Raw genomic sequence first — 23937 nt, 5'->3', positions numbered from 1 at the left:
TGTAAGTTACGAAATTACTCCGGAACCTAACAACTCATCTTTATGATACCAAGCAACAAACTGCCCTTCGGTAATGGCCGATTGCATGTTTTCAAACTCGACATACAAACCAGATTCCACTTTATACAAGGTTGCTTTTTCAAGATTTTGACGGTAACGAATACGTGCTAAAACCATCATGGTTTCATTATCTTTTAAAGCTAAATCTTCGCGAACCCAATGCAGCTCTTCATTCGAAACAAAAAGTGCTCGTTTATATAAGCCCGGATGTTCCTTACCTTGACCTGTATAAATCACGTTTTCATGAACATCCGTATCGATTACAAATAGCGGTTCTATTGTACCACCAACGCCTAAACCTTTACGTTGACCTTTTGTGAAATAATGAGCCCCTTGATGTTTGCCCACTATCTTTCCTAAATCTACTTTGTAATTAATTTTACGTGATAAATATTCCAATTCTTCTTCTTTTGAATTGAATTTTTGATCGATTGTGGTATAGATTTCTTGTTCCTTCGGAATTTCAACAATAACACCTTCTTTTGGTTTTAGCTGTTGCTGAAGAAAATCGGGCAACTTCACTTTCCCTATAAAACAAAGGCCTTGTGAGTCTTTTTTATCGGCTGTTACTAAATCTAATTCCGTGGCAATTTCTCTAACTTCGGGTTTTGTTAATTCTCCAATAGGAAATAAGGATTTTGCCAATTGCTCTTGCGATAATTGACATAAAAAATAGGATTGATCTTTATTACCATCTACACCAGCTAATAATTGATAGGTTTCTTTACCATCCTTTTCAAGAATTCCTTTTCGGCAATAATGCCCTGTTGCAACAAAATCGGCTCCTAGTTCTAAGGCTATTTTCATAAACACATCGAACTTAATTTCTCTGTTACAAAGCACGTCAGGATTTGGCGTACGTCCCTTTTCATATTCATTAAACATATAATCTACAATACGTTCTTTGTATTGCTCACTTAAATCGACCGTTTGAAAAGGAATCCCTAGTTTTTCGGCTACCAGCATGGCATCGTTACTATCGTCTAGCCACGGGCATTCATTAGAAATGGTTACCGTATCATCGTGCCAATTTTTCATAAATAGCCCGATCACCTCGTAACCTTGTTCTTTTAATAAATATGCTGCTACACTGGAATCTACACCACCTGAAAGCCCTATTACAACTCTTTGCATGTGTTTTTATTTTGGATAAATCATTCCTAAAATAACTTCAGAATGACTTGTATTTTGACATCAATTTAAAATTATGTCGCATTAAAAAAATTAGTTTACAAAGATAAGTGTTTTTGATGCGTTTTTAAATTGAAATCTAACTTTAAACTCCTAGCTATAAACTTTACTTAAAAGCAACAAAAAACCATCCAATTTGACAAAATTTAAAACAAAAAAAAACGCTAAACTTTAATTTATAAATTTAGCGTTTTTTTGTTTTTATTTATACTTGACTAGCGCATGCCTCCACCTGGAGGGCCACCTTGTCTACCCCCACGAGACATACCTGAGTTGCCATTGCGATTTGATTTTGGTTGTGGATTTTGTTCTTCTTTAATAAAAGCTTGGTACTTCATCCATTTAGCGTATTGTTTTTCACTTAAAACAGCTTCTAAATCCTTATTTAATTTTGCTTCAGCCGCTTTTACTTCGGTTTTAGCAGGATCAATTTTAGATTGAATTAAAGCACGATCCGGGTCCTGAGAATCGGTAAATCTCTCACCGCTTTCCATTCTAAAACCACTTTCCCTTCTACTCGCCTGCATCGCTTTCATTTTTGCATTGACATACACATTCAAGGTATCAAAATTATCTTTATTTAAAAGCGCAATGTCGTTAACTTTTTTATTGTAATTTTCAATAGCTTTTCTAACGGTTAGTCTTAACTCAGCTTCGTTCTTCTTTATTTTAAGTTTTTTAATCGCGTCGTCATCGTCATAATTAAAAATACCTGCTACTTTAGCGGCATTAAATTCTACCATTTCTGGACGTTCACCATCTCCCATACCACTACTTCCTGGAGGGCCTCCACCTGGTCGTCCGCCTCCGCCTCCTGGCTGAGCTTGTAAAACGCTAAAACTTAATACACAAAATAATACTAAAAGAGTTTTCATAAATTTTTATATTTCTGTTGTTCTATCATTTAGATGCCAAATAGAAAAATAACTTTTGGTATTAAGAAAATTTTAACAACTTTATAAATTAAAATCAAGCAACAAATAAACTTATCCTATAACCTCCAACTTAGCGAAACGCAATAGTAATTTTTTAGAACCACCATGTTGAAAGTTGATTTCCGCTTTCATATCGGCGCCAGCTCCTTCAATTTTCATAACCTCACCAGTTCCAAAACGAATATGTTTTACCATATTACCAACTGCCAATTTACTATCAAACAAATTCTTATCACTTGCCGTTTTAGCAACAGGTTTTAAATTTTTAGGTGTTGTGACGTTAAATTTTTCAGGAGCAGCTTTTGTTGGCCCTCCTTTTTTAAGTACCGCCTGTTTTGCAGGTTTAAATCTAATTTTATTAGGATTAACCGGTTTATTATCTGTAACATCACCAAAAATATTAGCATCGAGCATAGGGTTAAATCGGCGCTCTTCGATTGGCGTAACAATATCAAGATATTGCTCGTCTATCTCTTCTATAAATCGACTCGGCTCGGAATCTACCAATTTCCCCCAACGGTAACGCGACAAGGCATAAGTTAAATACGCCTGTTTTTCGGCACGGGTTAAAGCCACATAAAACAAACGGCGTTCCTCTTCAAGTTCGCTACGCGTATTCATACTCATAGCACTTGGAAATAAATCTTCCTCTAAACCAACAATAAAAACATGTTGAAACTCTAAGCCTTTCGCTAAGTGAATCGTCATTAAAGCGACGTGATCGGCATCGCCCTTATCAGCATCCATGTCTGTGGATAAGGCAACATCTTCAAGAAACTCGGCTAAATTACCTGTGGTATCGGCTATTTCCTTTTGGCCTTCCACAAAATCTTTCATACCATTGATAAGCTCCTCTATATTTTCAATTTTAACAACACCTTCGGGAGTACTATCTTTTTTATATTCTGTAATAATCCCTGCGGTTCGTGTTACATATTCGGCCAATTCGAAAACATCGGCTGTTTCATTCAGCACTTGAAACGTTTCAATTAAAGTCACAAAGTTTTTAAGCTTTGTTTTTGTTCCAGCATTGATTTTAACATCGGTTTTATCAATGTTTTTCATCACCTCGAAAATAGAACGCTTATATCCATTGGCCGCTACGATTAATTTGTCAACCGTAGTTTGACCAATACCTCGAGCCGGAAAATTTATAATACGCTTTAAAGCTTCCTCATCGGCAGGATTAATAATAAGCCTTAAATAAGCTAAAACATCTTTAATTTCTTTCCTTTGGTAGAAGGATAAACCACCATAAATTCGATACGGAATATCGCGTTTACGCAAGGCATCCTCAATAGAACGCGATTGGGCATTGGTACGATACAGAATAGCAAAATCGCTATTAGGTAATTGGTCGTTCATTTTAGTTTCCCAAATGGTACTGGCTACATAACGCCCCTCGTCTCCATCGGTCAACGATCGGTTAACTTTTATTTTCGGACCTTCATCATTGGCTGTCCAAACTACTTTTTCTAGTTTGGTTTCATTTTTATCTATAATAGAGTTTGCTGCGTTTACAATATTTTTGGTCGATCTATAATTTTGTTCCAGTCTAAATTCCTTCACATTATCATAATCGTTTTGGAAATTAAGAATATTACTAATATTGGCACCACGGAAGGCATAAATACTCTGCGCATCATCACCAACCACACAAATATTTTGAAATTTATCGGATAAAGCTCGAACAATTAAATATTGAGAATGGTTTGTATCCTGATACTCATCGACCAAAATATAACGAAAACGGTTTTGGTATTTTGCTAACACTTCCGGAAAACGGGTTAAAAGCTCATTGGTTTTCAATAGTAAATCATCGAAATCCATGGCACCAGCTTTAAAACAGCGATCTACAAATTCCTTGTAAATATCCCCCATTCGCGGTCGGCGGGCCATAGCATCGGCTTCTTTTAATTCTGGATTTTGAAAATATGCACGAACCGTAATTAAACTATTTTTATAAGATGAAATTCTAGAACGAACTTGTTTGTATTTATAAAGATCTTTATCGAGACCCATTTCTCTAATAATAGACGAAATAAGCCTATCGGAATCCTGAGTATCGTAAATAGTGAAATTAGACGGATAGCCTAATTTATCAGCTTCCACACGTAATATTTTAGCAAATACCGAGTGAAAGGTTCCCATCCATAAATTTTTAGCTTCGCTATTTCCAACTATAGTTGCAATACGTTCTTTCATTTCGCGTGCCGCCTTGTTGGTAAAGGTTAACGACAAAATATTAAACGGGTCGATACCCTGACTCATTAAATAAGCAATACGAAAAGTAAGCACACGTGTTTTTCCGGAGCCTGCTCCAGCTATAACGATCATAGGACCATCCTTTTGTATAGTTGGTGCTAATTGTGCTTCGTTTAACTTTCCTAACTGTTCTTGTAACTCCTTCTCTAAATCCTTTTTCAAACCCTATTCCTTTTAAGATGTAAAATTAACTATTGTTATGAGCTTTTTAAGTCTGAATTATTAAAAATTATGAACAATTAACCTAAATATTTAAGTTTTAAATATCTTTACGTCTAAGTTATTCAAATAAAAAAAGATATGTTAGATTTTCTTGGAAACCTCTCTTGGTGGGCATGGGTGCTAATTGCTTTAGCTATAGTAGCCATTCGCGATGTACTCCAAAACAAACACACAATTAGCCACAATTTCCCAATTGTTGGCCATTTACGCTATTGGTTGGAAAGTATTGGTCCCGAAATGCGTCAATATTTTGTAGCCAATAACCGTGAAGAATTACCTTTTAACAGAATTGAACGTGGTTGGATTTACGCTTCGGCAAAAAACGAAAACAACTATGAAGGTTTTGGAACGGACAGGGATATTTTTCAGCATCAACACATTTTTATCAATAATGCTATGATGCCTTTTGAAGTAACGGATGAAAACCACCCACATAAAACAGACAAAACATTTTTGCCTTGCGCCAAAGTTATGGGGGAATTCAATAAGCGTAAAAAACCATTTCGTCCGGGATCTATTATTAATGTATCGGCTATGAGTTTTGGTTCGTTATCTGCAAAAGCTGTGGAATCTATGAATAAAGGTGTAAAAATAGCAGGCGCCTATCACAATACCGGAGAGGGTGGTTTATCGCCATACCACAGCAACGGTGGCGATGTTATTTTTCATTTTGGAACAGGATATTTTGGTGTACGTGCGGCCGACGGTGGATTTTCTATGGAAAAACTGGTGGCGCTAGTAGAAAAAAATCCGTTTATTCGTGCCATAGAAATCAAACTTTCACAAGGAGCAAAACCAGGAAAAGGCGGCGTTTTACCAGCTGCTAAAATAACTAAAGAAATTGCAGAAATTCGCCATGTAGAAATGGGAAAAGATGTGCTTTCACCTCCAAATCACAAAGCATTTTCTAATGTACCAGAAATGGTAGCATTTATTGAAAAAATTGCCGAAGCCACAGGATTACCTGTTGGTATAAAAGCTGCTATTGGAAAATTGGACCAATGGAAAGAGCTTGCCGATATTATGCAAAAAACAGGACAAGGCCCAGATTTTATTACCGTTGATGGTGGCGAAGGCGGAACAGGCGCTGCACCACCAAGTTTTGCCGATCATGTCTCTTTACCTTGGGTTTACGGATTTAGCGATGTATACAAAATGTTTAAAGATAAAGGCTTAAGCGAACGTATTGTATTTATTGGAAGTGGAAAATTAGGCTTCCCAGCCAAAGGCGCTATGGCTTTTGCTATGGGTGTAGATTGCATAAACGTGGCGCGTGAAGCTATGATGAGTATTGGCTGCATACAAGCACAAGTTTGCCATACCAACCGCTGCCCTGCAGGAATTGCTACTCAAAATAAATGGACACAAAATGGGATAGATACGACATTAAAATCTGTACGTTTGGCTCAATATTTTAAAACCTACCGAAAAGAATTAGTAGAAATTACACATGCAGCTGGTTACGAACATCCTTGCCAATTTAAAATGACGGATATAGAAATAAATATAGACGGTAACGATTTAGCAAAAGACTTAAGCAGAACCTATATGTATGAAAAAACTAAAGTCCCTTTTAATGGCATGCAAAGTTTAAAAGATTGTGAATATTTGGGAGGTAAAAATTAACCAATACCATACACCTTTTACACAGCCTAACTCCTTTGATTAGGCTGTTTTATTTTTAATCATTATCATATTTTAAAGAGATATTAGGGCGTACCCTTAGCAAGTCGGGCTTTCCACTATATCTTTTTACAAAACACAGCCATCTATTTCTACAGCTTAAACAATTTATACAAAAACACGCACAAAATTAAACCAATAACTTTCCGCTTTGGCAAAAAGCATGCTGTTTCAATCTCTTACTCTCAAGTTATCAGCTACAGGTTTTAAAACAATGATCAAAGTTTAAACTAATTTTGTAGAATTAACCTAAACCACTTAAGTTTGTTGCAAAATCAGCGATTTTATGGAAATAAGTCGAATAATAGACCTCTGCATGTACACCTTACCAACATTGGTAACCGGGATAATTGCTTATTACTTTTTTAAAGAACACACTAAAAATGAAGATGGCAGACGACGTTTTTTACTAAAAAAAGACTTACAAGTCCACGCTATGCCTCTGCGTTTACAGGCCTACGAGCGCATGGTGCTTTTTTTAGAGCGTATTACTCCTTCTAAATTACTCATTAGAGTTACTCCAACCTCAGAAGACAAAGATTTATATGAAGACCTACTAATACGCACCATAGAACAAGAATTTGAACACAATTTATCGCAACAGATTTATGTAAGCGATAAATGTTGGAGTATTTTAGTTACATCGAAAAATGCGACTATTCAATTAATTAGAAAAGCGAGTATGTTGGAAAAAACAGATTCCGCAAACAAACTTCGCGAGGTGGTTTTAACCGAAATGATGGAACGCCACGCACCAACCGATGCCGCGCTTGCTTTTATAAAAGAAGAAGTAAAAAGTTTATGGTAAAATATCTTGACGTAACTCATTAGAGCGAGCTTCGTGACTTTTTGCTTTTGCATATTCAAAACCTTGCTTCCACCAAGTAGTCATGTGTTTTTTATTAAAAATCAATGAATTTTCGGTAAGTTTCGATGGTGTATAATATAAATTAAGCTGCACGTTTCTGTATTTTGCAGCCAATTTGCCAATAGTAATATCGCTACGCTCGACTTGATCCAACAAATGCCCAAACAAATTTAGCATTAAAGAAAACGGATTTTTACCAAGCACTTTATTATACTGCATATTTTCCGATTCTAAAATTACCGCGTCAATTTCAGTAGCACCACGTAAAATAGCTTCTCGAATTGGTACAACACAACCAAAAGCACCATCGGCATACTCAAAACCATCTACTTTTGCTAAAGACATAAACGGAATATAATTACACGAAATCCAAATCCAATCGCAAAACTCATCGTAATTAAAATCTTTTATCGACTTATATTCGACTCTGTTTTTTGATAAATTAGACACCGTAACAACCACATCTTCTTTGGTTTTACGAATTAAATTAAACTCTTCTTCAGTAAAATGTTTTTTTAAATACCTTTTTAGCGCTTTACTTTCTCCAAAAGTGCGTTTGCTTTTAATAAACTGAATTAACGTATTAAAGTAATTGATAGTAACATACTCACGATCGCCTTTTTTACGTTTTACGAAAGGATCTATACTAAAAATATTTCGTTGTTTAACGTTTGTAAAAACATCATAAATTTTATCAATTTTACCTGCTGCCAAATGCGGAACCAATAAACTTCCGGTAGATGTTCCTAAAAACAAATCGTATTCATGCCCTTCTTCCTGCATTAAATATTGAGCTACGCCACCTGCATATGCTCCTTTACTTCCGCCTCCCGATATTACTAATGCTCTCATTTAAATTATTTATTCTGGTAAATATAAACAAGAAATAGCATTTCTACTTAATTTCTAATAAAAGCAATACATTTTCTATTATTTTTTCAAAATAAAAAAAATTTCAAATTCCAATTAGTTTTATGTTGCCACGAAAAATATTTATTTAATTTTACCGTTTTAAAACATGTAAATAACCATAAACCAACCCCAATCCCTATGAAGAAGTACTTTCTTCAAGCCATTTTATTGCTTACAATAGTATGTAGCTTATACTCTGGCATTAACCTTAACACCCGTGGTTTTTTTAATAATGTAACTTCAGCAAACATTTTTATACCGCAAACCAATGCTAAAACCGCAACGCTATTCCCAACCTTTAAAAACACTCAACAGCCTATTACAAACACCTATAGCTTAATTAACCAAGTAGCAAACCGTTCTAAAAACACAAAAAAATTAAACAATCATACCACAAGCGCTAAAACCGATGTCACACCTCCAACTGTAGATTTTAATTTTAACAATAACAATACCTGCTCTGGAACATCTATCAACTTCACTTCTATAGTTACAGGAGAGGGCCCTTTTAACTATGCTTGGAATTTTGGCGATGGAACAACTTCTACTCTTGCAAACCCATCCCATAAGTTTACTGCTTTAGGTTGCGGAAGCACAGATTACAATATCTCCCTAGTTGCAACAGACAAAAATGGTGAAACCAACAATATCACAAAAAAAATTACGGTTAAAGAAAAGCCGAAATTAGAGTTTACAGACCTTAACAACCCTACCGACCCTTTTAATAACTGCGGGTATAACACAACAAATGCATTATACACTATTAATGTTGGTATTTCAGATGTTTCAGCTTGTATAAGTTCATACACTATTCATTGGGGTGATGGCAGTACTCCTGAAACAAATGCCACTTTCCCTGCCACACATACTTATACACAATTAGGGTCTTATAATATGAGAATTACAGGTTATGGAACAAATTGTGATAACGAGGTTACTTATTTAATAAAAAACTCTACTAATCCTACAGGAGCTATTGTTTCTCCCGGGAATACCGTTAATTTATGTACACCAGTAGCGCCTTTAATTTTCTCTATTAGTACTTGGGGCGAAAATTCGCCCGACACTAAATACGAGGTCGATTTTGGAGATGGCGCGACAGAAACATACACGCAATCCCAACTAGAAGCTTCTAGTTACTATGATTCTAGCACTCCTGCAAACTCTAAACCTTACCCCATTCCGCATACTTATACGGCATCCAATTGCCCTAATGATAGCTACAGTGTTTCTTTAAGAATTTCAACTTCATGTAGTGAAACCATTCTTACGGTAGGCCCAGTAAGTATACTAGAAAAGCCAAAAGCTGACTTTGAAACTCAAGAAATAGGTTGTGTAAACACAGGAATAACCTTTAATAACACATCAGCGGGATATAATATTAACTGTAACCCTGATATAAACTACTATTGGGACTTTGGAGATGGAAACTCTTCAAACGACAAAAACCCTATCCATGAATACACCTCACCAGGAACATATACCGTTAGTTTATATGCCGAAAACTTTTGTGGTAGATCAACAACGGCCACAAAAACCATTTGTATTGAACCGCCAATTGTTGCAGATTTTATTCTAAATACCAATAACGGTTGTGCACCATTAAACATACAAACAACAACAAATTTAGCATCTAGTTGTGGCGGAGAAATCTACCTATGGGAAGTTAATTACACTTCAGGATTTTGTGCAACGGGTACAGAACAATGGAGTTTTACAAATGGCACAAATGAAGAATCTTCCCAACCCGAATTCAACTTTAAAACAGCAGGAACTTACACCATAAAATTAACAGCTACAAATTCTTGTGGAAGTGCAGATGTTACAAAAACTATTGAAGTAAAACAACCACCTAAAGCGGAAATCAACCCTATTGCAGATTTTTGTGGTCAAGCCTCAATTAACCCAACTGCCACAGTAGAGACCTGTGCTCCGTCAAGCGAACCCCTAACATACAAGTGGGAATTCCCTGGAGGCTCACCCGCTACAGCAAACACCTTAGACCCTGGAACTATTACTTATGCCACGCCGGGGAATTATCAAGTAACTTTTACATTTTCCACAAGTTGCGGACCGGTTGTAGATACTGAAGATTTTATAGTAAATCCAGTTCCTACAATAACCAATACAAATTTAAGTCAAGTTATCTGCTCAGGGACAAATACCGCTGAAGTTGTTTTAACTTCAGATATTCCAGGTACCACATTTGAATGGACAGCAACATCTGTATCCGGAATTACTGGTTTTACAAGTTCAGGCACCTCGGCTACTATTCCGGAACAAACCCTATATAATACTAATACAACCGCTGGAGATGTTATTTTCACAATTACCCCTACTTTTGGAGGTTGTGCAGGTGACCCTGTAGATTTAATAATTACAGTAGATACCACTCCTCGTTTTACAGCGCATCCCGTCTCTGAAGGTATTTGTGTAAATGGCCCTATTGCAACCTTATCGGTAACCACAAATGGTCCTGGAACGCCAACCTACCAATGGTACAGTAACACCACTAATGATAATACTACAGGTACTATACTTACTGGTGAAACAAGTGCAACATATACACCACCAAATTCTAGTATTGGCAATACTTATTATTATTGTGAAGTCTCCTATACATCAGGCTCTGCTTGTAATTTAATTACATCTAACCCTGCACAAATTGAAATTGTTAAGCCTGTTCAAATAGACACCCAACCACTAGCAACCCAAATTATTTGTAGTGGTGGTATTATTTCAGCATTAAACGCCATACACTCAGGGGGAGCAGGTACCATTTCATACCAATGGTATAGTAATACTACAAACTCTAATACTGGTGGTTCTGCTATTTCTGGTGCTACAAATAAAAACTACACACCTCCTGCTTTAAACACCACAGGCAGCTATTTTTACTATGTACATATTTCACTAAGTGGAAGTGGCTGTACCGATATTACTAGTGATGCGGCAGAAGTTATAGTTGTGGACGACCCAACTATTTCTACTCAACCTATAACGACTCAAACACTTTGTCAAGGTACAACTGCTCAAAACTTAGATGCGACTGCCACAGGAGGTATTGGAACAACTTACAATTACCAATGGTTTCGAAATACAACCAATAACAATTCTGGAGGAACTAAAATTTCAGGAGCGACCTCTAAAGTTTATACTCCACCAACAACAGCGGCTGGAACCACATATTATTATGTTGAAATATCACAAAGCGGTCTAGGTTGTGAAGTGACAAGCACAACTTCCGAAGTTGTTGTAAATCCAGCTCCAAGATTCTCCAATCAACCAATTTCTAACAACTATTGCTCAGGTAACACCTTAAGCCCACTATCCGTAACATATACAGGAGGTGTAGGCACCCCCACTTTCCAATGGTACGCTAACACAGTAGACAACACAACCTCTGGTACGGCTATCCCGTTAGAAACAACATCAACATTTACACCTCCAGAAACCACCCATGGCACAACATATTATTATGTTACTATCACCTTCAGTTCTGGTGGTTGTTCTATAATTACATCCAACACCGCCAAAATAACAATAAATAGCACTCCGGTTATAAATGATAAAACCCTTTTAATCTGTAGTGGAAGTACATTCGTTATTGATCCCACAAGAATTTCAACTGATATTGTTCCAACCGGAACCACTTACACTTGGAGCAACCCTGTTATTAACCCTGCGGGAAGTGTCACTGGAGGCTCTAGCCAAAACATTGCACAATCCTTAATTAGTCAGACACTAACAAACACAACTACCAGCCCAGGGACTGCAACCTATACCGTTACCCCTACAACAGGTACCTGTACAGGCACCCCCTTTAAAATAACCTTTACAGTAAACCCAGCAATAATAGTTACTTTTAATCAAACAAATAGTAGCTGCTACACTTCTAATTCAGGAGCTTTAGATATTACAGTTACCAAAGGCATTCCATTTCCAACAGGTGATCCTTATCAAATATCTTGGACAGGACCAAATGGATTTTCAAGTAATTCAGAAGATATTTCAAACCTAGAACCAGGAAATTATTTACTGGAAATCCTTGATTTAGGTGGTTGCCCGTTCAAAAAAATAGTTACCATTACAGAACCGGAAGAACTGGTTTTTAGTAGTGTTGATTTTGATCCTGATACTATTTCATGTAACGGTGCTAATGATGGTAGCATTGGCATTGAAATTTCAGGAGGTACCGCCCCTTACTCCTATAAATGGACTAAAAACAGTGTTCCTTTTTCAAATACAGAAGATTTAGACAATCTGGGACCCGGAACTTATGAAGTCTCTGTAACCGATGCGAATAACTGTACAGCAATAACAAAAACATTCGATATTATTGAACCTCCTTTACTCGAAGCTAAACTTGTTAACCAGGTAAATATTCTTTGTTTTGGAGCGGCTACTGGAGAAATTAATATTAATGCTATCGGAGGTCGACCAATGTATTCCTATGCATGGCAAGGCCCAAATGGTTTTACAAGTAGTAACTCAAACTTAACCGGATTAATTGCAGGAGTTTATAAACTATCAATAACCGATGCATCCAATTGTACTGCGACATTAAGTGTAATGATAACACAAAAAGACGACATTGAGATAAACTATAATGCTACAGAAATTAAATGCTATGGCGACAATGACGCATCAATCACTATTAACAATATCACTGGAGGAACTCCGCCTTACAGCATAGCTTGGAGTAATTTAGGCACGGGATATTCCCAAACCAACCTATCGCCTGGCTCCTATATTATTACTGTAACCGATGCTGAAAATTGCACAAAAGAAACAACAGTTATTATTGACGATGTTCCTGTTTATGAAATAACACCAAACGTTACCCACGTATCTTGCTACGGAGCCAATGATGCTCGAATTGTACTCAACCTGGTTGGAGGCATTGACCCCGTTACCCTAAATTGGAACGACGACCCCACTGCTGGCTTAGAACGAAACAACATTGGACCAGGATCTTACACCGTGACTATAACCGATGGCACACCTTGTGTAATTACAGAAACATTTGTGATTACAGAACCTGATGAACTTACCCTTTCCGGAAACAAAACGGATGCTTTAGATTGTGATGATGCCAATAGCGGCGCTATAAATTTAATTGTTACAGGTGGTACGTTACCATTAAGCTACCTATGGGCGAATGGAGAAACTACGGAAGATTTATCCAATATTCCTCCTGGAGATTATTCAGTTACGGTTACCGATGCTAATAACTGTGAGATCTCAGGAAGTTGGAACATCAACCGTTTTGAACCTCTTGAAATTAATATCACAACAGACACCCAATTCGATTGCGATACTAAAACATTCAATCAGTCTTTTATTGCCGAAGCTTCTGGAGGCGTGCCCCCATACACCTATTCTTGGTCTAGTGGAACCGTTAGTGGTATCAATGGCGAAATTATGAATACCACATTTAACGGTCTTGTTATTATTGAAGTAACCGATAATATAGGCTGCACTAGCACTTTATCTTACAATGTTGAAAATCCTATTTTAGGCGATCCAGATTTCAATTCTACATCAAATACCTTGTCTACTTTTGGATTTTACTCCATACAAGATCCTATTCAGTTTACAAACACCTCAACACCTGGCTTTATATCGGTATCTTGGGATTTTGGAGATGGTAATTTTTCAGGTGAAGAAAATCCTGAACACACCTATTTTAAAGAAGGCACTTTTACGGTAACACAAACCGTAACCTTTGCATTTGGTTGTGTCTATACAAAAACAACAGACCTAATAATTACCAACGGTTACAAACTGATTATGCCAAACGCCTTTACTCCAAATGGTGATGCATTAAACCCCTATTTTGCTCCCGAAGCCATAGCACTTTCAGACTTTGAATTTAATATTTTCGATACTTGGGGCAGTTTGGTTTATTCGGAAAAAGGAGATCAATTACAAGGTTGGAATGGTGAAATAAAAGATAACGATGCCGAAAACGGCAATTACTATTTTACATTAACAGCAAAAACATTTTATGGTGAAACCATTACTCGAAAAGGAAAATTCACATCTATAAAATAAAGCAAACCAAAAGATGAAATTAAAATTACATATGCTATTAGTCTTAAGTTGCTTTATTTTTAAAGCCAGTGCTCAAGACCCCATATTTTCACAATACTTTATGGTTCCAGAAACTATAAACCCAGGATTTGCTGGTTTTGAAGACGCCACTTATTTCGGTATTATTCACAGAACCCAATGGCCCAATTTAAATTTAAGAGTCAACACGGAATACGCCTTTTACAATTCTTGGATACAGGACGTTGGTGGTTTTGGTTTTAGTATTATCAACCAAAATGAAAACAACACCAATTACAACCACTTGCAAGGCAACGCCAGCTTTGCTTATCATGTGCCTTTAAGAAACGATTGGTATTTTAGACCGGCCATTGAAGTTGGTTTTGGACAAAAATCACTCAATTTTCAAAACTTACTTTTAGCCGACCAGATTAACATCAGCAACGGCACCATCAACCCTATTAGCTCCGATCCTTTTGGGCAAAACGGTAATCGAAAAATTACCTTTATGGATTTTGCCGCCAGTTTTGTTTTCGATAAAAGAAACACCCGCAACAACACCGATTTATGGCTAGGCGCTTCTTTTAAACACCTGAACACCCCAAATATTTCGTTTTCAGAAAATGGTGTTGTGCCTTTAGATGTTTTTTATTCCATACATGCCAATTACAAATTTCCATATTACGATTATTTCGATATGATGGTTTCCATGAATTACATGCAACAAGGGCCTTACAATCGTTTAGATATTGGTTCAACAGTACAAATGGGTAAAATAATGTTTGGCGCTATGGCCGTTACAAACCCGTCTAAAAACGATGCCAACAGCCATTTATTAACCTCCATAAATACTTTTATTGGTTTAGAAATTGAAAAATTAAGATTTGGCTTTTCTTATGACATTAACACAACAAACATAGGACGAACCGATGGTGTTTACGAACTATCCGTAACTTACTTAACCGGTTGTTTAGTGTGTAGAAATCCAGCGAATTTAGAACGAAGAAAATAACTATTCGGCTTTCAATAGATCTTTTGCAAATTTTGAAAAACGCCAATTATGATGCGTCCTGGCTGCTTTTAAATTTTCCTGACAAGTTGAATTACAAGCCTGTATTTCATTTAAATATTGAAAAGCTTTTTGACGGATTTCAAAACCGTACTTCGGACTTGTATAACTAGTTAACTCATCAAAATATCCTTTTTTATTTTCAGGTTCAAAACCTTCCGTTACTAAAGCTAAAGTGAGCCAAAGTTGCCGTACATTTTTATCGTTAAAGCCTTCAACACCTTTCGTTTTATTAAGATATTCATCACGCTGCAGCGGAAAATTCACCCATAAATTAAATAAAGCTGTTTCCTTTGTAACATAAGATGCATCGTCTAAAAACGACTCGTATTCGATTTTTAATTCTGAAGGGATTTCGTTTATCAATTGAGCCATAGCCTGACGAACTTTTATATTTTCTGATGGTAATATGGTTTTATTTAATCGATCTCCCAATTTTCTTACTACTCGTTCCTGAAAAGCATTGCTATATTTCGGACTTAAAAACTTATCGAAATCATCAATAGGTTGCTCAAAATCCAGCGTATTAAAACGTTTTATTTCATTTGAATTTTCAACTAAATTATTCATCATTTTTTCAAAAGGTAAAGTGTCACTTTTCAACCAAACCTCAACAAATTCAGATAAGTTTTGCCCACTTGTTTTTTCAACTTCAGTTATAAAATCTTCCGTCTCCACATTTTTAAATTGATGTTTATCTAAATAATTTTTTACACCCTTTTTAAAAGCGGCATCCCCAACACGCTCGCGTAGCAAATGCAAAACCCAAGCCCCTTTTTTATAAAACGTAGTACTACTCGATTTCGGGTTTAATAGCGACGTACTTGCTCCTGCTTTATCTTGGGTCAATAACTCCTGCGCGTACTCGTAAAGCCTCCAATAGTAATAATCGTCACCAAACACATCGCGTTCTGCTAAAAGCGCGTAATAGGTTGCAAAACCTTCCTGTAACCAATGGTGCGTTCCAGAAGTTTCGGTAACCAAATCCCCAAACCATTGATGCGCCAATTCGTGCGCATTCACATTTACATAGTTCTTATCAACAAAGCCAATAGAATCTACCACAAAAGCATCCGAAAACAAAGTCGCACTCGTGTTTTCCATCCCGGCATACAGAAAATCTTTTACCGGAATTTGCTTGTAATTTTGCCACGGATAGGGCACTCCAATTTCATCTTCCAAAAAGTTGAACATTTGCTTAGAATAACGATAAGTGGGTTCAAACTTTAAAGAATCTTCAGGATAAAAATACATTTCTAAGGGAATCCCGCTTTTTGAAACCTCAGTATGTTTAGCATATTTCCCAATGACTAAAGCCAATAAATAACTAGACATGGGCTGTTGCATATTATACTGCCAGGTTGCGAGGTTGTTTTCAACGGTTTTATCAACAAGCTTTCCATTAGCCATCACCTCAAAACGCGTATCGAAAGTGATTGATAAATCAAACTCGACTTTTTCGTTCATATCATCAAAACAGGGCAACCAATTACTGGTATACTTCCCCTGCCCTTGTGTCCAAATTTGTTTATTACCTTCCGGGTAATTCCAATCAATAAAATACAGGGCTTTTTTAGGGCTGGTTTTAAACGATATTTCAATAAAATGATTTGTATTTGCTTTAAACGGATGTTTTACAATAAGCTGATTGCCATTGTACAGACTATCTTGAAATTGTCCATCTAAAACATAGGAAATATGCTGAAAATTTTTAGCATCTATAAAAATAGAATCGGTGTTTTTTAATATTTCAAATTGATAAACTATGTGGCCTTCAACTTCCTTTTTAGACAAATCTCCAAATGAAATCTGAGCTTTCGCATGAGTAAAATCGACAAATTCTGTTTGCTGACTAAACGAGAAATTCCAAGCAAAAATGACTATAAACAACACCAATTTCATAAATAAATCCTTTTCAAAAACGAAACCAATATATAAGTTTTTCGGTTGAAATATTAAAAACAAGTCATAAAATTATTGTAATTTGATAATTATTTCTAGTTTAGTTTTGTGAAAAGTAACTACCTACAAACTCCAATAGATTATTTAAAAGGCATTGGTCCCAACCGAGCAGATGCTTTGCGGAAGGAACTGGGGATTCACACCTTTCAAGATTTATTGAATTTATTCCCAAATCGCTATATAGATCGTACGCAGTATTACAAAATAAGTAGGCTGCAACAAAGTAATGCCGATATACAAGTTATTGGAAAAATCACAGGTTTTAAAGAAGTGGCTCAAAAACGAGGCAAACGCCTTGTTGCTAATTTTGTTGATGACACAGGCAGCATGGAATTGGTTTGGTTTCGTGGTCAAAAATGGATAAAAGACAATTTAAAAATGCATGTTGACTATGTTGCTTTTGGAAAAGCGAATGCTTTTGGCGGAAAATTTAGCATGCCACACCCCGAAATGGAATTGTTATCCGAACATGAAAGTAACATGCGTTCGGCCATGCAACCGGTATATCCTTCCACCGAAAAATTGGCTAATAAAGGCATTACAAATCGGGTGATTAATAAAACCATGCAGCAAATTTTTCTGGATACCAACGGGAAATTTGTTGAAACTTTATCCGATAATTTACTTTCAGAATTAAATTTAATTTCGAAAAGCGAGGCGCTTTTTAACATCCATTTTCCGAAGAGCCAAGAGCTACTTTCTAAGGCGCAATTTCGATTAAAATTTGAAGAATTATTTTATATTCAGCTGCAATTAATCATTAAAAATTTAATTCATAAATTGAAAATAAAAGGCTTTCCTTTTGATAAAGTGGGCACTTATTTTAATACATTTTATAAAGACCATTTACCCTTCGAATTAACGGGTGCACAAAAACGAGTTTTACGAGAAATTCGATCGGATTTAGGCAGTAATGCACAAATGAACCGGCTTTTACAGGGCGATGTAGGCTCCGGAAAGACCATAGTCGCCTTTATGTCAATGCTCATGGCACTTGACAACGATTTTCAAGCCTGCTTAATGGCGCCGACTGAAATTTTGTCAGTCCAACACTATAATGGATTACTAGAACTATCTAAAGAACTAAAAATCAGTATAGAACTACTAACAGGCTCAACTAAAACTTCAAAACGAAGAGTGATTCATGAAAAACTAGAAAGTGGCGAATTACAGCTTTTAATTGGCACCCACGCCCTACTTGAAGACAAAGTAAAATTTAAAAATTTAGGCCTCGCTATTATAGATGAACAGCACCGTTTTGGGGTGGCACAACGCAGTAAATTATGGCATAAAAACACCTCGCCTCCACACGTTTTGGTGATGACGGCAACACCAATTCCACGCACCTTAGCCATGTCGGTTTATGGCGATTTAGACATCTCGGTTATTGATGAATTACCACCCGGAAGAAAGGCTATAAAAACTGTACATCGGTATGATAAAAACCGTCTTAATGTATTCCGATTTATTCGTGATGAAATAAAATTAGGGCGCCAAGTTTACGTGGTTTATCCACTTATAAAAGAAAACGAAAAAATGGATTATAAAGATTTGATGGATGGATACGACAGTCTCTCGAGAGACTTCCCGATGCCCGAATATCAAATCTCTATTGTGCACGGAAAAATGAAACCAGCCGACAAAGAATTCGAAATGCAACGTTTTATAAAAGGCGAAACTCAAATTATGGTGGCCACCACCGTGATAGAAGTTGGGGTAAATGTACCCAACGCTTCTGTAATGATTGTTGAAAGTGCCGAACGTTTTGGTTTATCGCAATTACACCAATTACGTGGCCGTGTTGGTCGTGGTGCCGAGCAGAGTTATTGTATTTTAATGACGGGACACAAACTAAGTGCCAATAGCAAAACACGCATTGAAACCATGGTAAAAACCAACGATGGTTTTGAAATTGCCGAAGTGGATTTACGCCTTCGTGGCCCCGGAGATATTATGGGTACGCAGCAAAGTGGTGTTTTAAATCTAAAAATTGCCGATATTATTAAAGATAACACTATTTTACAGCATGCCAGATACCATGCCAAAGCCATACTAAACGACGATAGAAGCTTATCGAAACCAGAAAACCTGCCTATTTTAAATACTTATAAATCGTTGAGTAAATACAAAAACATTTGGAATTATATTAGTTAGACTTTTAGTTTCAAATAACTACTTTTACAAAAAACAGAATAACATGCTTGGTTTAAAATTAGCTACCGACCCGCGCTGGGTAAATATTGTAGAATCGAATATTGAAGAAATATTAACCGATCACGCTTGGTGCGAACAAAAAGCTGCAACCAACGCCATAACTATAGTAACGCTAAACTCGGAACACGAAGATTTAGTAACGGATTTACTTGAACTTGCTAAAGAAGAAATTGAGCATTTTCAAATGGTACACAACATTATAAAAGCACGCGGTTTTACGCTCGGTCGCGAACGTAAAGACAGTTATGTTAACGAGCTTTACAAATTTATGAATAAGGGCGGAAATCGGCTGCAATCTATGGTAGATCGGCTTTTATTCTCTGCCATGATTGAAGCCCGAAGTTGTGAACGTTTTAAACTGCTTTCTAAAAAAATTAAAGATCCCGAATTATCCAAATTTTATCACGATTTAATGATAAGTGAAGCTGGACATTACACCACTTTTATTGGCTTTGCCCGCAAATACGGAAAACCAATTGATGTTGATAAACGCTGGCAAGAACTTATTGATTTTGAAGCAGAAGTGATTCAGAATTATGGAAAATCGGAAACGATCCATGGGTAAATAGCAGCTTCCCTTTTTCAGGAAAGCGCTATTTTTTTTACTCAAACAGTTCTAAAATCAATTGTTGAACACAATAACTAGAACTGCTGCTCCTTTTCATCCTTACTGATGAATTGTTAAAACAGGATGATTGTGAAATTTTTCTATAGTTGATATCACTTTAGATTTATAAATTCCGAATTTTCTTAAAATCCCGGGTTTGTTATCAACAACGCACATTATATTATTAAAGTGAGAAGCAGCATAAGCTTTTAAATTACTAGACTGTTCTGCAAACTCTACTTTTACCGAAACCCCTAACCCGTATTCTAAATGATTAAACAACAACATCATGTTTCTATTCACCTCATCTGTAAAAGCACTTTGATCTCCTAACACCAAAATACTCACCTTTAAGGAAGTGTTTTTAAAGGTTTTTAGAAAATTATCTATTTCTATAGTCCTTACCGAATCCATAAAATCTGAAGCTATTGTTAGGTTTATACCTATATTAAAAAATACATTTCGAGGTACTATCAACACAGGACAAGTTCTCATTTCACCAACAACAGTTTCAATATTCTTATTAACTTTAGTATTGCCTTCCAAAACAATTAAATCTATATTTAGTTTTTTGGTGTGTTTTTCAAGCGCCTTAACCAAGCTTAAACTTTCGGAAATAACATGATATTCGTGCTTTGCATCGTTTCTATTTACAGTATATTCTTCTAACAAATCCCCTAATTGCTTTAAGGAATTTTCTTTAGGCTTTTCAAACCATTCATCATCGGCTTGAAGCATCTCAATAGCGCTTAAACCATGTGTTCCATAATTATAAACATTAAGAAAATAAAACACACAGACTTCATTTTTAAAAAGTTCTAAAATGTAATCTATAGCTTTATAGCTATTTTCAGAGAAATCTGTAGGAATTAAAATCTTTTTCATGTTTTCTAATTTATTTAAGTTTATACCGCATTAACACTTTATAAATATGCATTTCGAAAGCTGTGCACTCTTGTAAAAGCTGCTTGTATTCCTCGCGCTTTTTTTCATGCCATTTCGCTCTTACGTCATTATACTCTGTTTGGCCATATTCAAATTCATTTTTCAAATCTTGACTGTATTTACAAAATGTTCCCATAATTAAAACATTTTTTCGTCGTAATACTTTTATGCTATTTGAAACTGAAGCACTCTGAATCAGTTGTTTTTCTAAGACACTAAAGCAGTCTAATTTATTATTAAATTGCTCCAATGTATACAACCAAAGATTTAATTCTTTTAAATCTTTCTGAATACAAAGACGTCTTTGATTGTCTATTTTATGTGTTAAAATGTTATTCAAAAAACTATATCTATTAAATATGAATTGTTACCTGTTCTACTTTCATTTTCACTCATTTTTAAATCACTAAATTCACCCCTTTTGTGATTTCTTCTTGATTTACTATGGCGATTTTTAAATGGTGTCTCCCCCCTGGAAAATCCCAAATAATGGTATCGCCTTCGGCATAACCAATTAATGCCGCCCCCATAGGCGCCATAATTGAAATTTTATTCTTTTGCACATCGCGCTCGGTTGGAATAACCAATTGCAAGGTTTTCTCTAAGCCATTTTCGAAAACTAACGTTGCCTTGCTATTAAATCTAATAATATCACTTGGCATGTTTTCATTATCAACTATTTGCGCTTCCTTAAGTTCCTCACTCAATTTTTTTAAAGATTTCTGATTTTCAAAATCTCCCGCGTAACCCGACACATTAAGTATGCGTTTTAAATACACATATTCCTTTTTTTCTAATATTAAGCTCCCGTATTTCATATTATATTTTAATTTCGTTAGCCGCTAAAGCCTTTTCTAAACTAATGGAAATATTAGATACCGTGTTAAAAAACCGTTTTCCATCTTTACGTTTTACACTAATTCTAGTTTCACCTTCTTTAATAGTTTCCACATTGGTAACAACCACTTGATTTCCTAAAGCCTTTTTATAATCTGCTACCCCATTTCGTTTAATAATGAAATTTGCGCGAGGAAACTTAATGTGTTTATACTTGCTTGTTGAAGGATTCCCTATTTCAATAACATCTCCTACTTTTAATGCTGCTCCTTTGTTAACATCATCTTGAGCATTAATGCTTAAACTCCCTAAAACCATAAAACTTGCAATAATATACGTCTTCATAAATTTTGTTTTTAATATTAAATGTGATTTAAATTTATATTGAAAAATGAACTTTACTTTTTTCTTTTTTATTATTAACTACTAACAATTAAAACCTTTAACACTAATTTTAGGTTATAGATTTTAGCAACACTAGGAGCTCTCATGTTCCCGAGTCGTACTCACTACAAGACCAAACTTTATTTTTTTGAGATGTTAACACACAGGTTTTAAAATGCACACAACTTGGGCATATATTAAATTGTTTTGCACTCATTTCTATCTCTTTAAATATTGTTAATTCATAAAGGCAACGTTTATGCCATCTAGATTTACCCAAAACCAGAAAACACAAAAACCCTTTACGGATAAAGGGTTTTCTTTATTTTTATAAAATAAACAAGAATTTAAAATCGGTACAAAATTCCTCAATTGAAACAAATTGTTCCAGTAAAAAATACTATTCTGATAGTTTTTGACGAATCGTTTTTCGATCTATTTGAAGAATTTCAGCAGCTTTGGTTTTATTATTACCTGTGGCCCGCAAGACCTTTTCTATATATTTTTTTTCGATAACTCTAAGCGGTTGTAAAGTATCATCTGTAAACTCTAAAGTGTATTTTAAATGCCCTGGCAAGTGTTCCACATCTACCAATTTATCGCACATAATAACAGCATGTTGAATCACATTTTCAAGCTCTCGAATATTACCTGGCCAATTGTAACGATTTAAAGTAGACAGTGCTTCTGGCGATATTTTCACAAAGCGATCTTTATACTCCACGCCATATTTAAAAAGAAATTTATCCACCAATAAAGGAATATCGTCCTTTCGTTCGCGCAATGGCGCCATCGGGATTTCAACTACGCTTAATCTGTAAAACAAATCTTCACGAAACGTTTGTTTCTTTATCATTTCACGTAAATCACCATTGGTAGCCGCAACAATTCTAATATCAATTTTTTCTGCTTTTTGAGCCCCAACTTTTACGACTTCTTTTTCTTGTAAAACACGTAATAACCGAAGCTGAACAGCCATTGAAGCATTTCCTATTTCATCTAAAAAAATAGTACCACCATCAGCGGCTTGAAAAAAACCGTTTCTATTCGTGTCTGCTCCCGTAAACGCCCCTTTTACATAACCAAACAACTCGGCTTCCAACAAATTTTCTGGAATAGCTCCACAGTTTACAACAATAAAAGGCGCCCTAGAAAACTTCCCTTCATAATGTATGGCCCGTGCTACGAGTTCTTTTCCCGTTCCACTTTCACCATTTATAAAAACCGTAGCTTTATTATTTTTTACGCGTTCAATAATTTGAATAACATCATTAATTTTTTCTGAATGACCAATAATATCACCATAGGCTTTATTTTTTTCTTCGGAAGCTTTAATTCTCTTTGGGTGGTTTTCCTCCGCAGTAGCCATAGATTTATTTACAGCCATTTTCAACTCATCTCTAGTGAATGGTTTTGTTAAATAATCCACCACGCCTGATTTTATAAAACTAAGAGAATCCTGAACGGAAGGATACCCCGTTACCACCAATTTAGGCAATTTAGGGTAGTGTTCGGATACAAATTTTATAAGCTCTGCCCCATCAATTTCCGGCATTTTTAAATCTGTAATTAATAAATCAATCTTTGAATCTCGAAGAATTGTAACGGCTTCTTTTACAGAAACCGCTTTATAAGTGTGATAATTCCAGGACTGCAAATGCCGTTGCAGCAGTTCCAAAATATCGATATCATCATCAACAATTAATATGTTTTCTTTACGTAATTGCAT

Annotated in this window: 16 protein-coding genes; 6 read left to right on the top strand and 10 right to left on the bottom strand. The window is 35.8% G+C overall.

Translation table 11 applies throughout. The features are described 5' to 3' along the window. Positions 1-6: 6 nt before the first annotated feature. From mnmA to FQU21_RS01545, 3 genes are all read right to left on the bottom strand, one after another. A complete protein-coding gene (gene mnmA, locus FQU21_RS01555; protein ID WP_147676269.1) occupies positions 7-1194 on the bottom strand; it encodes a tRNA 2-thiouridine(34) synthase MnmA in 1188 nt (395 codons plus the stop codon). A 272-nt stretch (positions 1195-1466) separates the two neighbouring features. Beyond that, the gene (locus FQU21_RS01550) at positions 1467-2126 is read right to left on the bottom strand and encodes a hypothetical protein (RefSeq protein ID WP_147676268.1); all 660 of its coding nucleotides are present in this window, start codon (positions 2124-2126) and stop codon (positions 1467-1469) included. Positions 2127-2237: 111 nt separating this feature from the next. Then, complete coding sequence (locus FQU21_RS01545; protein ID WP_394348394.1) at positions 2238-4523, bottom strand: ATP-dependent helicase; 2286 nt, start codon at positions 4521-4523, stop codon at positions 2238-2240. 228 nt (positions 4524-4751) lie between these two features. Between FQU21_RS01545 and FQU21_RS01540 the strand changes: the two genes are divergently transcribed. Together FQU21_RS01540 and FQU21_RS01535 are read left to right on the top strand one after the other, a co-directional pair. Continuing rightward, positions 4752-6299, top strand: a complete 1548-nt coding sequence (locus FQU21_RS01540; RefSeq protein WP_147676266.1) for an FMN-binding glutamate synthase family protein — start codon at positions 4752-4754, stop codon at positions 6297-6299. Positions 6300-6642: 343 nt separating this feature from the next. Then, positions 6643-7164, top strand: a complete 522-nt coding sequence (locus FQU21_RS01535; protein ID WP_147676265.1) for a DUF7935 family protein — start codon at positions 6643-6645, stop codon at positions 7162-7164. Here FQU21_RS01535 and FQU21_RS01530 read toward each other — a convergent pair. Then, entirely contained in the window at positions 7156-8076 is a 921-nt protein-coding gene (locus tag FQU21_RS01530) for a patatin-like phospholipase family protein (RefSeq protein WP_147676264.1), read from the bottom strand. The two genes, FQU21_RS01535 and FQU21_RS01530, sit on opposite strands and share 9 nt — an antisense overlap. Before the next feature lie 198 nt (positions 8077-8274). Between FQU21_RS01530 and FQU21_RS01525 the strand changes: the two genes are divergently transcribed. Beyond that, positions 8275-14193 (top strand): PKD domain-containing protein, encoded by a 5919-nt coding sequence (locus FQU21_RS01525; RefSeq protein ID WP_147676263.1) that lies wholly within the window; start codon positions 8275-8277, stop codon positions 14191-14193. Positions 14194-14206: 13 nt separating this feature from the next. Then, positions 14207-15202 (top strand): PorP/SprF family type IX secretion system membrane protein, encoded by a 996-nt coding sequence (locus FQU21_RS01520; RefSeq protein ID WP_147676262.1) that lies wholly within the window; start codon positions 14207-14209, stop codon positions 15200-15202. Here the strand turns inward: FQU21_RS01520 and FQU21_RS01515 are convergent, their stop codons facing one another. Further along, a complete protein-coding gene (locus FQU21_RS01515) occupies positions 15203-17161 on the bottom strand; it encodes a M1 family metallopeptidase (protein ID WP_147676261.1) in 1959 nt (652 codons plus the stop codon). It abuts the gene before it with no gap. A gap of 108 nt (positions 17162-17269) precedes the next feature. On the opposite strand from FQU21_RS01515, the gene recG reads away from it, so the two are divergent. Together recG and miaE are read left to right on the top strand one after the other, a co-directional pair. Beyond that, a complete protein-coding gene (gene recG / locus FQU21_RS01510; protein WP_147676260.1) occupies positions 17270-19375 on the top strand; it encodes an ATP-dependent DNA helicase RecG in 2106 nt (701 codons plus the stop codon). A gap of 43 nt (positions 19376-19418) precedes the next feature. After that, positions 19419-20000, top strand: coding sequence for a MiaE family protein (miaE, locus tag FQU21_RS01505; RefSeq protein WP_147676259.1), 582 nt, complete (start codon positions 19419-19421; stop codon positions 19998-20000). Positions 20001-20102: 102 nt separating this feature from the next. Here the strand turns inward: miaE and FQU21_RS01500 are convergent, their stop codons facing one another. From FQU21_RS01500 to FQU21_RS01480, 5 genes are all read right to left on the bottom strand, one after another. Next, positions 20103-20927 carry a universal stress protein gene (locus tag FQU21_RS01500; RefSeq protein ID WP_147676258.1) on the bottom strand — a complete coding sequence of 275 codons (825 nt, stop codon included), beginning with the start codon at positions 20925-20927 and terminating at the stop codon, positions 20103-20105. Positions 20928-20937: 10 nt separating this feature from the next. Beyond that, on the bottom strand, positions 20938-21327 hold the full coding sequence (locus tag FQU21_RS01495) for a hypothetical protein (RefSeq protein WP_147676257.1): 390 nt from the start codon (positions 21325-21327) through the stop codon (positions 20938-20940). Positions 21328-21385: 58 nt separating this feature from the next. Further along, the gene (locus tag FQU21_RS01490) at positions 21386-21805 is read right to left on the bottom strand and encodes a GreA/GreB family elongation factor (protein ID WP_147676256.1); all 420 of its coding nucleotides are present in this window, start codon (positions 21803-21805) and stop codon (positions 21386-21388) included. 1 nt (position 21806) lies between these two features. Continuing rightward, complete coding sequence (locus tag FQU21_RS01485) at positions 21807-22169, bottom strand: hypothetical protein (RefSeq protein WP_147676255.1); 363 nt, start codon at positions 22167-22169, stop codon at positions 21807-21809. 439 nt (positions 22170-22608) lie between these two features. Next, positions 22609-23937: a sigma-54-dependent transcriptional regulator gene (locus tag FQU21_RS01480; protein WP_147676254.1), complete on the bottom strand. Its 1329-nt coding sequence runs from the start codon at positions 23935-23937 to the stop codon at positions 22609-22611.

The sequence above is a fragment of the Algibacter pacificus genome (genome assembly GCF_008033385.1).
GTDB classification, from domain to species: domain Bacteria; phylum Bacteroidota; class Bacteroidia; order Flavobacteriales; family Flavobacteriaceae; genus Algibacter; species Algibacter pacificus.
The sequence above is the reverse complement of the archived record's forward strand: the minus strand, read 5'-3'. Positions and strand labels throughout refer to the sequence as shown.

Coding starts and splice junctions, on each gene's coding strand:
- mnmA (WP_147676269.1), bottom strand. CDS start 1,194: ATGCAAAGAGTTGTAATAGGGCTTTCAGGTGGTGTAGATTCCAGTGTA.
- FQU21_RS01500 (WP_147676258.1), bottom strand. CDS start 20,927: ATGAAAAAGATTTTAATTCCTACAGATTTCTCTGAAAATAGCTATAAA.
- miaE (WP_147676259.1), top strand. CDS start 19,419: ATGCTTGGTTTAAAATTAGCTACCGACCCGCGCTGGGTAAATATTGTA.
- FQU21_RS01480 (WP_147676254.1), bottom strand. CDS start 23,937: ATGCAATTACGTAAAGAAAACATATTAATTGTTGATGATGATATCGAT.
- FQU21_RS01540 (WP_147676266.1), top strand. CDS start 4,752: ATGTTAGATTTTCTTGGAAACCTCTCTTGGTGGGCATGGGTGCTAATT.
- FQU21_RS01490 (WP_147676256.1), bottom strand. CDS start 21,805: ATGAAATACGGGAGCTTAATATTAGAAAAAAAGGAATATGTGTATTTA.
- FQU21_RS01550 (WP_147676268.1), bottom strand. CDS start 2,126: ATGAAAACTCTTTTAGTATTATTTTGTGTATTAAGTTTTAGCGTTTTA.
- FQU21_RS01520 (WP_147676262.1), top strand. CDS start 14,207: ATGAAATTAAAATTACATATGCTATTAGTCTTAAGTTGCTTTATTTTT.
- FQU21_RS01530 (WP_147676264.1), bottom strand. CDS start 8,076: ATGAGAGCATTAGTAATATCGGGAGGCGGAAGTAAAGGAGCATATGCA.
- FQU21_RS01515 (WP_147676261.1), bottom strand. CDS start 17,161: ATGAAATTGGTGTTGTTTATAGTCATTTTTGCTTGGAATTTCTCGTTT.
- FQU21_RS01535 (WP_147676265.1), top strand. CDS start 6,643: ATGGAAATAAGTCGAATAATAGACCTCTGCATGTACACCTTACCAACA.
- FQU21_RS01545 (WP_394348394.1), bottom strand. CDS start 4,523: ATGATCGTTATAGCTGGAGCAGGCTCCGGAAAAACACGTGTGCTTACT.
- FQU21_RS01485 (WP_147676255.1), bottom strand. CDS start 22,169: ATGAAGACGTATATTATTGCAAGTTTTATGGTTTTAGGGAGTTTAAGC.
- FQU21_RS01525 (WP_147676263.1), top strand. CDS start 8,275: ATGAAGAAGTACTTTCTTCAAGCCATTTTATTGCTTACAATAGTATGT.